General features: G+C 72.9%; 9 protein-coding genes. 3 read left to right on the top strand and 6 right to left on the bottom strand.

All coding sequences use genetic code 11. The features are described from left to right. Positions 1-121: 121 nt before the first annotated feature. The 3 genes from H9640_RS18100 to H9640_RS18110 are packed head-to-tail and all read left to right on the top strand — an operon-like array spanning position 122 to position 2,512. A complete protein-coding gene (locus tag H9640_RS18100; protein WP_318243840.1) occupies positions 122-901 on the top strand; it encodes a TetR/AcrR family transcriptional regulator in 780 nt (259 codons plus the stop codon). Continuing rightward, complete coding sequence (locus tag H9640_RS18105; RefSeq protein WP_191792158.1) at positions 898-1,650, top strand: DUF998 domain-containing protein; 753 nt, start codon at positions 898-900, stop codon at positions 1,648-1,650. The genes H9640_RS18100 and H9640_RS18105 overlap by 4 nt, the downstream gene beginning before the upstream one ends. A 13-nt stretch (positions 1,651-1,663) precedes the next feature. Further along, positions 1,664-2,512, top strand: coding sequence for an alpha/beta fold hydrolase (locus H9640_RS18110; protein WP_191792159.1), 849 nt, complete (start codon positions 1,664-1,666; stop codon positions 2,510-2,512). Between the two features lie 9 nt (positions 2,513-2,521). On the opposite strand, the gene H9640_RS19800 is transcribed toward H9640_RS18110, so the two are convergent. The 6 genes from H9640_RS19800 to H9640_RS18140 form a co-directional block, all read right to left on the bottom strand. Beyond that, complete coding sequence (locus H9640_RS19800) at positions 2,522-4,072, bottom strand: M15 family metallopeptidase (protein ID WP_191792160.1); 1,551 nt, start codon at positions 4,070-4,072, stop codon at positions 2,522-2,524. A 297-nt stretch (positions 4,073-4,369) separates the two neighbouring features. Then, on the bottom strand, positions 4,370-7,771 hold the full coding sequence (lysX, locus tag H9640_RS18120) for a bifunctional lysylphosphatidylglycerol synthetase/lysine--tRNA ligase LysX (RefSeq protein ID WP_191792161.1): 3,402 nt from the start codon (positions 7,769-7,771) through the stop codon (positions 4,370-4,372). A gap of 138 nt (positions 7,772-7,909) precedes the next feature. Then, positions 7,910-9,304 (bottom strand): hypothetical protein, encoded by a 1,395-nt coding sequence (locus H9640_RS18125; protein ID WP_191792162.1) that lies wholly within the window; start codon positions 9,302-9,304, stop codon positions 7,910-7,912. After that, entirely contained in the window at positions 9,301-9,849 is a 549-nt protein-coding gene (locus H9640_RS18130; RefSeq protein WP_191792163.1) for a sigma-70 family RNA polymerase sigma factor, read from the bottom strand. The genes H9640_RS18125 and H9640_RS18130 overlap by 4 nt, the downstream gene beginning before the upstream one ends. Before the next feature lie 208 nt (positions 9,850-10,057). Further along, positions 10,058-11,437: a hypothetical protein gene (locus H9640_RS18135; RefSeq protein ID WP_191792164.1), complete on the bottom strand. Its 1,380-nt coding sequence runs from the start codon at positions 11,435-11,437 to the stop codon at positions 10,058-10,060. Next, positions 11,434-12,135, bottom strand: coding sequence for an RNA polymerase sigma factor (locus H9640_RS18140; RefSeq protein ID WP_191792165.1), 702 nt, complete (start codon positions 12,133-12,135; stop codon positions 11,434-11,436). The genes H9640_RS18135 and H9640_RS18140 overlap by 4 nt, the downstream gene beginning before the upstream one ends. Positions 12,136-12,447 lie beyond the last annotated feature (312 nt).

A 12,447-nucleotide genomic window follows, 5' to 3' on the forward strand; every position in this document is an offset into this window, starting at 1 on the left:
TGGTGCGTCGTACGGCAGTCTTCCGAGCGATCAACGTACGATGTACGCAGATCATTCCCGACAGGTCGGGCATCCGTCGGGTCCCCTCGATGATCCCCGATCGCTCACGAGGAGGCAGCCCGTGCCGACCCCGACGGCTCCCGCACCGCCCGCCACGACCCCGCGCGACCCCGCGCGCACCCTCGCCCTCCTGTGGGGCCTGCACGCGGACCGTGGCGCGCGCGGACCCCAGCAGTCCCGGACGCCCGACGAGGTGGCGAGCGCCGCCGTCGGGCTCGCGGACGCCGAGGGGGCGCTCACCGGCCTGTCCATGCGCAAGGTGGCCGCCGAGCTGGGGATCGGCACCATGTCGCTCTACACGTACGTCCAGAACAAGGACGACCTCGTCGACCTCGTGGTCGACCGTGCGTACGGCGAGCTCTACCCGCACGGGGAGGCTCCGGGAGCGACCTGGCAGGATCGCCTGCGCTCGGTGGCACGCGCCAACTGGGACCTGTTCGCGCGGCACCCGTGGCTCCTCGACATCGACCTCGCGCGCCCCGTCCTCGGCCCGGGCGAGACCCGCAAGTACGACGTCGAGCTGCGGGCGATCGACGGCATCGGGCTCGACGACGTCGCGATGGACGCGACCGTGACGCTCGTCGTCGGGCAGGCGACCACCGCGGCGCGGCGGGCGCGCGCGGCCCGGCTCGCGCACGAGGAGAGCGGGCAGACCGACGACGAGTGGTGGGCCGTGAACGCTCCGCTCCTCGAACGGATCAGCAAGATGAGCACGTTCGCCGTCGCCGGGAGGGTGGGTGCCACGGTCGGCGAGGCGCAGCAGTCCGCCTACTCGGCCGAGGCGGAGCTGGAGTTCGGGATCGACCGTATCGTCGCGGGCGTGCAGGCACTGGTCGCGTGAGGTCCGCGCAGGCCCTCCGGACCGGACGCACCAGCCCGCTCGTCACGGTCGCCCAGGTCCTCCTGACCCTCGCGGGGGTCCTCTACGTCGGGGTCGTCCTGGAGGCTGCCGCCGGGTGGCCCCTCGACCCGGCCCGCTCCTACCTGTCCGAGCTCGCCGCGCTCGACCAGCCGACGTCCGCGCTGTTCCGGGGCACCGACCTCGCCGCCGGGGCCCTCGTGGTGACGGGCCTCGCGGTCCTGGGCGTCGCGTACCGGCGTCGGCGTGCGGCCGGACACCCGGCGGCGACCCTCCTGCAGCGGGTGACGGCCTGGGCGCTCGTGGTGTTCGGGCTCGCCACCATGGCCGACGCCCTGCTGCCGCTCGACTGTGCCCTGTCGGTCGGGAGCTGCGCCGCGCGCGAGGACGCAGGGGTCCTGAGCTCGGCCCACCAGGCGCACACGTTCTCGAGCGTCGCGTCGGGGATCGGCTCGTTCGTCGCGAGCGCAGGCGTCGTGTGGCTCGCGCGTTCCCGACGGCGCACCCTCCTCGGGTTCACGGCCCGCCTCGCCGGCGCCCTGGGGCCCGTCCTGGGCGTCGTGACCGGCACGATCGGCATGTTCGGCAGCCCGCTGCCCCTCGGCACGGGCATCGCGCAGCGCATCCAGATCGTCGCGTTCTCGGTCGTCCTGGTCCTCGCGGTGCAGGTCCTGCGGATCCCCGCAGCCTCATCCACAGCCTCCTCCGAGGCGGGTCCCAGGGACGCGTGATGGACTGGGCCCCATGACGACGGCGACCCCGCCCCCCGCCACGTGGGTCATCCTGCCCGGCCTCCTGCTGGCCCCCTCCGACATGGAGCCGCTCGCGCGCGTGGTGCGGGACCAGTTCCCGGCCGCGACCGTGCTCGTGCTCGACTCGTGGGAGACCGCCGTCACCGCGCCCGTCGCCGCGATCCGGGCGTCGCTCGGCCTGGCCGGTCGGCATGCGTCCGCGAGCATCGGCCTCGTGGGGCACAGCGTCGGCGGTCTCGCCGCGATCGAGTGGGCGCTGTCGTTCCCCGAGGAGCTCGGGGCCGTGGTCCTGCTCGACCCGACGGCTCCGTTCCTGCCGCGACGTCCCGAGCGGCCCGCCCCGGTCGGCGCGACGCTGCTCGCCGAGAGGCTCGTCCACGCGGGCGGCACCCTGCTCTCGCGCTGCGGGGCGGTGACGAGGCGCGGGCCTGCGCTGCGCCGTCGGGCCTGGTACGACGGGACGCACCGCCCCGACCCCATGCCCGACGACGAGGCCGTCCGCCGCTACGGCACGCCGGAGGCCTGGCGCCTGCTGGTGGGGCAGTACGAGCAGAGCTGGTCGCAGGCCGAGCGTGTCACCGAGCTGTTCGCCGACCGCTCCGACGCGCTCGACCTGCTCGTGGTACGCCCCGTCCAGCTCGTCGGGTGGGGGACGCGCGGGCAGGGCCCGTTCCTGCGGGAGGAGCGCGAGCTCGGGGCGCGCCTGGGCGCGCAGGTCTACGGCCTCCCGGGGGAGGGGCACCTGTTCCCGCTCACGAGGCCCGACGTCGTCGCGCAGGTCCTGCGTGGAGAGGTCCCCGACGGGGCGCTCGCACCCGACGCGGACGCCGCCTTCCGGTAGAGCGGGCGGCTACCAGCCGGCCGCGTACTCGAAGTGCCAGGGCTCGGGCTTCGACCCGTTGGGACGGGCCCACGCCGGGTTGTCCCACCCGTACAGCGGGGCGTTCGCGCGCAGCCACTTGTACTGTGCCGATCCCGGGCTCGACGCCGGAGCGGCGAGGTCGATCGCCAGACCCCAGCCGTGGTTGGACGTCCCCGGGACGGCCGCCAGGCCGGGCTTGGCGGCGCGGGTCGAGACCTGCTCCGAGAAGGAGCGGTACGAGTCCGTCATGGGGATGGCCGCACCGAACCGCTGCGCGTACGCGGCGGACAGCTCCTCGAGCATCGCGGCCGCGTCGCAGCGCAGCGAGTGCCTCGGGGCGAACGACAACGACGTGAGCGCGGACGCCGGGATCTTGCCGTTCGCGAAGTTGGCGGACCCGCACTGGTCGAGCAGCGTGGCCGCACGGACGCGGCGCTCGGCCGCGAGCTCTGCCGGGGTCGCGGGGGCTGGGGTGACGACCGACTTGGACGTCTCGCCGAAGTCGTTGAGCTGCATGGCCATCTTGTCCATCGCCTGGCCGAGGTCTGCGGTCGTGACCGGACCGGTCGCCACCTCGTCCTGTGCGACCGTCGTGTCGGCGACCTCGACGCTGTCCGCGAGCGACGCGCGCTCGGTCGAGCGCGACGCCCGCTGCGAACCCTCGCTGCGCTCGGCGAGGATCGACTCCTTGAGCGCGACGAGCTCGGCACGCGCCGTCTCGAGCTCATGGGTGGGGGTCGAGGAGGCCTCGGCGCGGGCCAGCAGAGCCTCCGCCTTGGCGATCATGTCGTCGTCGGCAGCGAGGGTCGTGGTGTTCGTCCCCTCGTCGTCGGCGAGGTCCGCCTGCTGCCCGCCGGGGGCCAGGTCGCCCGACGCCGTGCCGGGGATGATCATGGGCACGCACGCCAGGGCGCCGACGAACGCCGCGCCCGTCGCGGCGCGCGCCACGAGACGCGAGCCGAACAACGTGCCGCGTGCCGGCGTCGCGGGAGCCACCGGTGTGGCCGCGGTCGCGGGGGCACCCGACTTGCGCTCGCGCCGGCTCAGCGGCGGGAAGACCGGGCCGTCGAGCGCCGGCGTCGTGGAGGCGTCTGCCGGTCCGGCGGCGACGACCGGCGTCGGAGCCGAGCGGAGAGGGGTCGGCGCGGGGACCATGACGACGGGGATCTCGCCCGAGGGGGTCTGGAGCGGTGCCACGGCCTCAGGGGCCGCGCGCCGGATGCCGGTCGGCGGGAACGGAGCGGTCCGAGGCGCTGCCGTGACGGCGACCTGCGGAGCGGGGGCGACCGGGGTGGCTGCGGTCGGCACGGGGAACGGTACGAGAGGGGCCGGGTGGGGCGCGGCCTGCGGCACGGCGAACGTCGCGGGACGCGTCATGGCGGTGTGCCGGTGCTCGACCTGCAGGTGGTCGGCGGGAGGGCGTCCTTCGCGTCCGGCCGCGGCGAGCTCTCGCGCGCGAAGCTCGGCCTGACGTTGACGCCGCGTGGGGGTCGGCGCCGCGCCGTGCGGGCGCTGCTGGACCGGTGCGGACGTTTCCACCTGACGTGACTCCTGTGCTCTGGGACGGCCTCCGGCAGGAGGTCGGTACTGACTTCGTGGTGCGGGAGCCAGTGGTCGTTGCCGTCCGTCGTGCACCCGATCGCGGCCTACGTTACTCGTTCGTTATCGATGCGCGGAACCCCGTCGGGCCCCGATGTGACCGGGGCCGCACGATGGTGCGGAAAACTCGTCCGATCCCGCCCGCGTACTCTCCCGCGGCCGGCCGACGGGTGTCCGGTACGTCAGGGTTGGCGCGGGTCGACCGTCGCCCGGTCGGGCGGCCGGGCCCACGGCCTGTCAGCCCCGCCCCGACGGGCGGACGAACGGGAACGCGAGCGTCTCGCGGATGCTCGCCCCGATGAGCATCATGTAGACGCGGTCCACCCCGATCCCGAGCCCGCCCGTGGGCGGCATCGCGAACTCGAGGGCGGACAGGAACTCCTCGTCGACCTCCATGGCCTCGGGGTCGCCCGCCGCGGCGAGCAGCGACTGCTGCGTGAGCCGGTTGCGCTGGTCCACGGGGTCGATGAGCTCCGAGTAGGCGGTGCCCAGCTCGGCGCCGAACGCCACGAGGTCCCACCGCTCGGCGAGCCGCGGGTCGCGGCGGTGCGTGCGGGTCAGGGGAGAGGTCTCGAGCGGGAAGTCGGTGTAGAACGTCGGCTCGACCGTCTGCCCCTCGACGAACGCGTCGTAGAGCTCGGTCACGATCGCTCCGTGCGTCATGTCGGGCGTGAAGTGGACGCCCTTCTCCTCGCAGATCGCCTGGAGCGTGGCCATCGGGGTGTCCGGCGTGACCTCCTGGCCCACGGCACGGGACACGGCCCCGTGCACGGTACGGACGGGCCACTCGCCGTCGAGCCGGACCACGGTCCCGTCCGCCCGGCGGGAGACCGGTTCGCCGTGCACGGCGACCGCGGCCTCGACGATGAGGTCGCGTGTGAGCTCGCGCATCGTCGTGTAGTCGCCGTACGCCTGGTACGCCTCGAGCGACGTGAACTCGGGGTTGTGGGTCGCGTCGACACCCTCGTTGCGGAAGTTGCGGCCCAGCTCGAAGACCCGACCGACGCCGCCGATCGCGAGCCGCTTGAGGAACAGCTCGGGCGCGATGCGCAGGTACAGGTCGAGGTCGTACGCGTTGATGTGCGTCGTGAAGGGTCGGGCGTTCGCACCGCCGTGCACGCGCTGCAGGATCGGGGTCTCGACCTCGATGAAGTCGCGGGCCGCGAGCGAGTCGCGCAGAGACTTCACGGCCTTGCTGCGTCCGCGCAGGATCTGCGCGGTCCGGGTGTCGAGGGCCAGCTCCATGTGCTTGAGCCTGACCTTGGCCTCGGCGTCGGCGAGGCCGCGGTGCTTGTCGGGCGGCGAGGTCAGGGCCTTGGACGCCATCTGCCACGCGCTCGCGTGCAGCGACAGCTCGCCGCGGCGGCTGCGGGTCAGGTCGCCCGTGACGCTCACCTGGTCGCCCAGGTCGACCGCGCGCCGCCAGAGCCCCAGGTCGGGACCGGGGCGGTCGGCCGTGAACATGACCTGGATCTCGTCGGTCCCCTCGCGCAGGTCCGCGAAGATCACGCCGCCGTGGTCGCGCAGGCGCACCACACGCCCGACGACGGACACGTCGCCCTGGGGGGCCACGTCGCCCGGCGACGTGCTCGTCCCGGCCGGTGCCGCGCCGTCGGGCACCGGCGCGCCCTGCGTCTGCCCGATCGAGTGGCCCCGGCGCACCGCCTCGCCGATCGAGACGGTGCGCGGGACGGAGACGGGGTAGGGCTCCATGCCCGCCGCGCGCAGCACGCCGAGCTTCGCGTGGCGCGTGGCCTGCTGCTCGGTCAGGCGACGCGTGGGGGCGGAGACCGTGAGCAGCGCGGTCTCCTGGGCGCGCACCGCCTCGGCGAAGGCCGCGGAGACCTCGGGCCGGTGCAGGTCCGGCGAGCGGTCGCGGCGGTGGAACAGGTTCGGGGTGTTCGGCAGGAAGCCCTCGGCCTGGCCCACCGCGAAGATGACCTGCGTGAGCTGGCCCGCGTTCTGGAAGCACAGCAGTCGCGGCTTCCAGTCCGGCAGGTACTTCTCGTTCGACTTGTACAGCGAGTCGAGCTGCCAGAACCGCGACGCGATGAGCAGCACCCGGCGGTTGAAACGCTGGATCGGGGTCGCGCCGATGCGCGCGCCCTGCTCGAACGAGCCGCGGAACATCGCGAAGTTCATCGAGATCCGGTCGACGCCCGCCCCGCGGCCGGCCTTGACGAGCTCGGTCACCATGAGCTCGGTGACGCCGCTGACGGCCTGCGGGTGGCGGCGCATGACGTCGAGCGACAGGCCGCGGCGGCCCCACGGCACGAACGACAGGAGCCCGCGGGGGTTCCCCTCGGCGTCGTGCGCGGAGACGATCATCTCGCGCGGGTCGGCGGCGTCCCCGAGGCGGCTCAACGACATCGAGAAGCCCCGCTCCTCGCCGTGCCGCCACTCGTCGGCCGCGGCGACCAGAGCAGCGAGCTCGTCGGCCGGGATCTCGGCCTGGCGGCGCACCAGGACCCGGTAGCCCTCGCGCTCGGGGCGTGCGACCGCGTGCCGCACCGAGCGCATCGCCGGGCCGTCGAGCGTGAACGTCCGCGTGTTGATGATGGCCTCGTCGCCCAGGGCGATCGGGTGCAGGTCCACGGCCTGGAAGGCCTTGGCCCCCAGCTCGCTCGTCGACAGGACCGCAGGCACCCAGCCGAACCGGCGGGCGTGCGCGCGCCACTGCTCGATCGCGTCGGGCCAGCTCGCCTTGTCGCCGATCGGGTCGCCCGCCGCGAGGCACACGCCGGAGATCACCCGGTAGGACACGGCCGCCCGCTGGTCCTGGGAGAAGATCGCGCTCCGGTCCCAGCGCGTCGCGAAGTACTCGAGCGAGTCGTCGCTCGGGTGCTCGAGCAGGAGCTTGCGCACCGCGAGCTCGTCGGCTGCCTCGACCTTGGCGTCGTGCGGGGCCGAACGCATGAAGACCGCGATCGCGAGCACCAGGGCGAGCGCCGAGACCAGGCCCGCGACGAGCGCGAGCCACCCGGGACCGGAGCCGTCGGCGTGCAACGGGTAGTCGCTGGGCTTGAGACCCAGCGCGACGGACAGGCTCCAGTTCACCCGGTTGCGGATCCCGTGCAGGGAGTTCGGCACGACCTCGAGCAGCAGGAGCGTGAGGAACGCCGAGACGGCCACGCCGCCCACGAGCACGAGGATCGCCCGCCACCACGCACCCTTGCTGACCCGGGCCGGGAACGCGGACCGGGCCGCGATCAGCAGGACCACCGCCACGACGGCCACGACCCACGACGCGATCTCGAGGGGGGACAGGACCAGCCCGTCCGCGCGCAGCGCCTGCTTGTCCTCGTCGAAGACCCACAGCAGGCCGACGGCGAGCCCCAGCACCGCGACCGGGAACTGCCACACCACCACCACGAACCACAGCGCCGCGCGCTGGCGCCGCAGCAGGCCGCTCGCGATCACGCCGACCAGGACCACCGAGAACACGCTCGGGAACGTGGGGATGTTCAGGACCGCCAACCAGTCGCTCACCGTCCGGACGAAGCCCGGGGCGAACAGCAGCAGGACCAGGGCGAGCACGAGCCAGAAGGCCACGGCCTGCACGATCCTCCCCGCCCACGAGGCGACGGTCTCCGCCCAGGGTGGGGCGGAGGTGCGAGAGAGGGAGGTCGAGCGGGGCATACGTGCTCCTCGAGGCAGGCGGTGCCACCATTCAAGCGCAGGAGCGGGGTTTACGACGGGGGAACACGGCGCGGTCCCGCTCGCCGTGCGGCGAGCGGGGCCGCGCGCCCGTCGAGTCCTGCGCGCTGGGTGCCCGGTCTAGCAGACCTGCGCAATCTTCGAGTTCGGGCTCGGATCGGCCGTCTGAGTGGCCACATCGATCTGCATGGCCCACCAGACGCGCGGTGAGTCGATCCATCGCGCCCGGATCTCGGCGTGACGCGGGGAGCGATCTCCCGGCTCCGGATGGTCGAGGAGATACCGGAGGTCGGCAGCCAGGTCGGCCGGGTACGCGGACTCCGCGTTGACCGACGCGGTGATGGCCTCGCAGATCTCTCGGTCTCTCGTCGGCGGAGCCGTCGCAGGTGTCCCACCGTCGACGACGCGGAGCACGAAGCGTGGCCGTCCACCCGATTCGTCGCGCGTCACGTCGTACGTCCCGACAAGTCGGTCGGACGGCCAGGAACTGGTGCTCGCGTCGGAGAAGAGAGCTCCCCCGTGCGCTTCCACGGACCAGCCGTCGTCGCTCGTCGTGCGGGGGCGGGGAAGGTCCTCTGCCTTGCGGGGGAGCGACAGGCGTCGCACCCCGTCCTGTTCGACGACCTCGACGACCTGCCAGTCCGATGACACGGCGAAGGTCAGGTCGACGGTCGCTGGAGCGCCGGTCGCTGCTGCCTCTCGGAAAGCCTCGAAGACTGCTGAGTCGTCGTCGCCGATCACGTCGCGAACCTCGATGGGGGCGAGCCCAGGCTCGGGGCCGGTGGCCTCGGGCGGTGGTTCGCTGCCCTGGCCCGCAGTGACGACCTCGAGCGGGACGGGCGAGGTCACCCACGTCGCGGTGTTGCCTCCCGCGGTGCCCAGGGTCGCCTGGACGTACAGCACGTAGTCGCCCTCGCCGAGCGGCTGGGAGGTGTCGAGGCAGTCGACGAGGTCTGCCGTGAGGGGTAGCACGCTCGACCCGTCCACGGGCAGCGAGATCGGGTCGTCCTCCTCGCCGGTCGGGAGCACGACTCCGACGACCTCACCCCCTCGGGTGGCAACGAGTCGGATGTCGGAGAGCGTCGCCGTCGTCGTCGCGCGCCCGCTCGAGAACCCGACGTCGCCGGTCCAGGTCTCACCGACCTCGGCCCGGGTCGAGTCCGATCGCAGGTCGAATCCCCAGGCCGGGGCAACCCGGGGATCGGGGTCCGTGTCGAGCGTCGTCCCGCACATCGACGGGGGGGCCGTCGGAGCGGGGGAGACGGGGGGAGCCGGCAGGATCTCGACGGGCGCTGGGGCGAGGAGCCCGGAGAGCCCGATGCCCGCGACGCCCAGGAGGACGAAGCCGCCCGTACCGAAGGCGGCCGCGCGCCGGCGTCGGGATCTCTTGACCAGACGGTGGACCTCGACGGTCCCGGTGGTTCCGTCGGTGGCGGCGGCGCCCGCGCTCGCGGCGATGTCGGAGAAGGCGGCGTCCAGGTGCAGGGGAGTCGAGGGCTGCTGCTTGTCGTTCATCGGGCTCCTCCCAGGGGAGTGACGTCGAGGTCGTCGGACGGGGTGTCGATCGGCCCGAGGCAGGCGGCGAGCTTGCTGTTGGCATCGCTCAGGTAGCGCTTGACCGTGCCTTCGCCGAGCGAGAGCTGGTCGGCGACCTGCCGGACCGTGAGGTCGGAGTAGAAGCGCAGGACGACGCACGCACGCTCACGGGGCGAGAGCGTCATGAGTGCCTTCTGCACGTCGACGCGGTCGTCCGTGGCGGCCGGGGTGCCCGGTCCCGTCTCTCCGGTCCCGCCGGGGTCGTGGAGCAGGTGCCGGACGTTCTCCCAGTGGCGTCGTCGCCGGAACCCGTCGAGGTAGGTCGTGAGGATCGCCTTGCGGACGTAGCTCTCGGCGAGCTGGAAGTCGGTCGCGGCACGCCCGCGCCGGAACGTTCGCACGAGTCCTTCCTGGACGAGGTCCTCGGCCTCCCGCAGATCGCCGCACAGCAGGTACGCGTACCCCACGAGCGCTCTCCGACGGGTGCGGACGATCTCGTCCAGCACCTGTTCCCAACGGGCCATGAAGTCCTCCTGCGTCGATCAGCGTGCCGTGTCACCGCTCTCAACGAACACCAGCGGCGAAACGTTGGGGGTGAAACGCTGGGGCCTCGCCCTCGCTAGATGCGGCCCCGAGACGCTCACCTTCGCTGTGACACGAGACCCCCGCTCTCCGGTCGGCGAGCGGGGGTCTCGAGCGGGCCGCATGCTCGGCAGGTCGACGTCACGACCTCTACGTGATCGTGAAGGGGATGGGCTCGGTGGTGAGGCCCCAGTCGTAGAACCAGGGTGGGCTCGTGTGTCGGGACGTCATGACCGGGCCCCACGTGCCGTCCTGGAGTTGGAGAGAGTAGGCCAATACCCTGTATGGCTTGGTGACATACAGCTGGTACTCGCCCGGAGGCAGATTTTCGCCCTCCGAGGAGGCGCACGACAGGGGAACGACGTCGAAGGTGTGCCGCAGGGTCCGTTCGCCGAGCGGCTCCTCGCCCGGCTGAGCGTCGGCCGAGTTTCCAGTGGCGACGATCTGCCCGTCCTTCGTGAGCTGCCAGAGGATCACCCCGCCGATGTCGTCGGCGTAGACCTTTGCGTGGGGGACGGCGGACTGGGCCAGTCTGACGGTGACGGTCGCGCCGCTCTGGGTTGACACACGAGGCTCGTCGATCGTCAGGAGCCCAAGCGCGTCCGGTGCGCTCGGCGTCGGCGCAGGGGCTGAGCACGAATCAATGTGGGGACCGTCTGGTGCGACGGGGAACGTGAACGTGGGTGACGCGAAGGCGCCCGGGATGAGCGGTGGCTCCGGCGTGATCGTCAACGGGACAGGTTCCGAGACGAGCCATCCGTCGAAGAGCGTGCCGGTCGCCTCGTCGCCCCAGGTCCCGTCCGGGCGCTGGGCCGAGTACCCGGTGAGGGGGAACCGGTGCAGTGCGAAGACCTCGTAGCTTCCTGCCGGCAGTCGTGAGAGGTGACCGCTGGCCCCACCGCACGTCGGGACCGTCGTGACCTCCATCTCCCAGCCGGCCGACGACCCCGGGGTAGGCGTGGCCTCGCCCGTGGTCTCCGCAGCGGGGAGCGAGGAGCTCACGACGACCCCGTCCTGAACGACCACGTAGGCCCCCGTGGCCGAGTCGTCGTATCGGAGCCTCACCTTGTCGTCGAACGTCATGAGGACCGGCGCGGTCGCCGAACCTGGGGTCTGAGCCGCAAGGTCGGGGATGTCGATGCTCAGACGGGCGGGCAGGTCGTCACCTGTCGGGGTCGGGGCGGGCTGCTGGCAGGCGAGGGCAGAGGCGGTGATCGCGGCCGGGAACGTCGGCGGCGGCTCGGGCGTCGGCGAGGGGGTCGCCGTCGGTGACGGGGACTCCGCCGGCGCGATCGGCTCGGGCCGCACGTCCTGCGGGATCGAGAGCGCGGCGACGCCGAGGGCCCCGGCGACGCACAGGGTCGTCGCTCCGAGGGCGACCTTCTTCGCTGCGCGACGGCGTCGCGTCCGTCCGCGGACGACGTCGAGGTGGGCGTCGAGACCGGGCAGGGACGCGTCGTCGACCAGGTCGTGCAGCGCGCGGCCCAGGTCGTCCTCGTGGTTCGAGGGTCCTTTGTCGATGGTGCTCACGCGATGTTCCTCCCGTTCGTCGTGTGCGGTGCCTTGGCTGGTGGTGCCGGGTCGGTGGGGGGCCAGGCGGTGGGTGCGGGGGACGTCGCTGGCGTCGCGGTGGACCCTGCGATCGGGGAAGCGGCGCCCAGGGTCTGCTGCATGACGGCCATCGCGTCCGACAGGTGACGCTTGACGGTCCCTTCGGCGCATCCGAGCTCCTCGGCGATGCGCGGGACCGTCAGGTCCTCGTAGTACCGGAGCACGACGCACGCACGCTGACGCGGCGTCAGGCCGGCGAGCGCCCTGGCCGTGTCGGCGCGGGCCGAGGCGGGGGCTTCCGGTCCGGCCACGCCCTCGCGCTGGCCGACGAGATGGCGCAGTCCGAGCCAGTGCCGTCGACGGCGGTACCCGTCGAGGTAGAGGGTGAGGATCGCACGGCGCACGTACCCCTCGAGGTGGGCGACGGGGCGGTCGGCCCCCTGCGCAGCCGTGTCGTCGAGCGTGAAGAGCCGGGTCCCGCCCGGAGGTGTGGCAGGAGCGGTCCGCCCCTCCGTCGTCGCGCCCCTCCCGCGGAGCCTCGAGAACACCTTGACGAGTGCGTCCTGCACCACGTCCTCCGCGTCGCGCCTGTTCCCGCAGAGCAGGTAGGCGTACCCCACGAGCGCGGTCCCACGCTGTCTGGTCAGCGCGGTGAGCTCGTCGTCCCAGTCGGCCACCGTTCCCCCTTCTTCCTCAGCCCGACCGCCCGTGGTGGGCGGTGTCACTGATCATGACGCGTGGTGCGCGTGGATCGTTGGGGGTGAAGTCCGGCGCGTGACGCACGTCGCCCCGCATCCCGGGTGGGGGGTGCGGGGCGGTGGGGGTGTGCTGGGGTGGGTGGTGGTCAGGGTGCGGTGACGAAGAGGTGGCGCGCGACGTCGTCGGGCAGGTCCAGGACGGTCTCGGCGCCCTGCGCGGAAACCGTGTACGACCCGGCCTCGGGGGTGATCGTGACCTCCTGGCGGGGCAGGATGCCCGCGGCCGCCAGG

Origin of the sequence: Oerskovia gallyi (assembly GCF_014836745.1) — a bacterium.
GTDB lineage: Bacteria > Actinomycetota > Actinomycetes > Actinomycetales > Cellulomonadaceae > Oerskovia > Oerskovia paurometabola.

What these genes read in the sequence shown, in the direction of transcription:
- H9640_RS18110 (WP_191792159.1), top strand. Translation starts at nt 1,664, where the DNA reads ATGACGACGGCGACCCCGCCCCCCGCCACGTGGGTCATCCTGCCCGGC.
- lysX (WP_191792161.1), bottom strand. Translation starts at nt 7,771, where the DNA reads ATGCCCCGCTCGACCTCCCTCTCTCGCACCTCCGCCCCACCCTGGGCG.
- H9640_RS18125 (WP_191792162.1), bottom strand. Translation starts at nt 9,304, where the DNA reads ATGAACGACAAGCAGCAGCCCTCGACTCCCCTGCACCTGGACGCCGCC.
- H9640_RS18130 (WP_191792163.1), bottom strand. Translation starts at nt 9,849, where the DNA reads ATGGCCCGTTGGGAACAGGTGCTGGACGAGATCGTCCGCACCCGTCGG.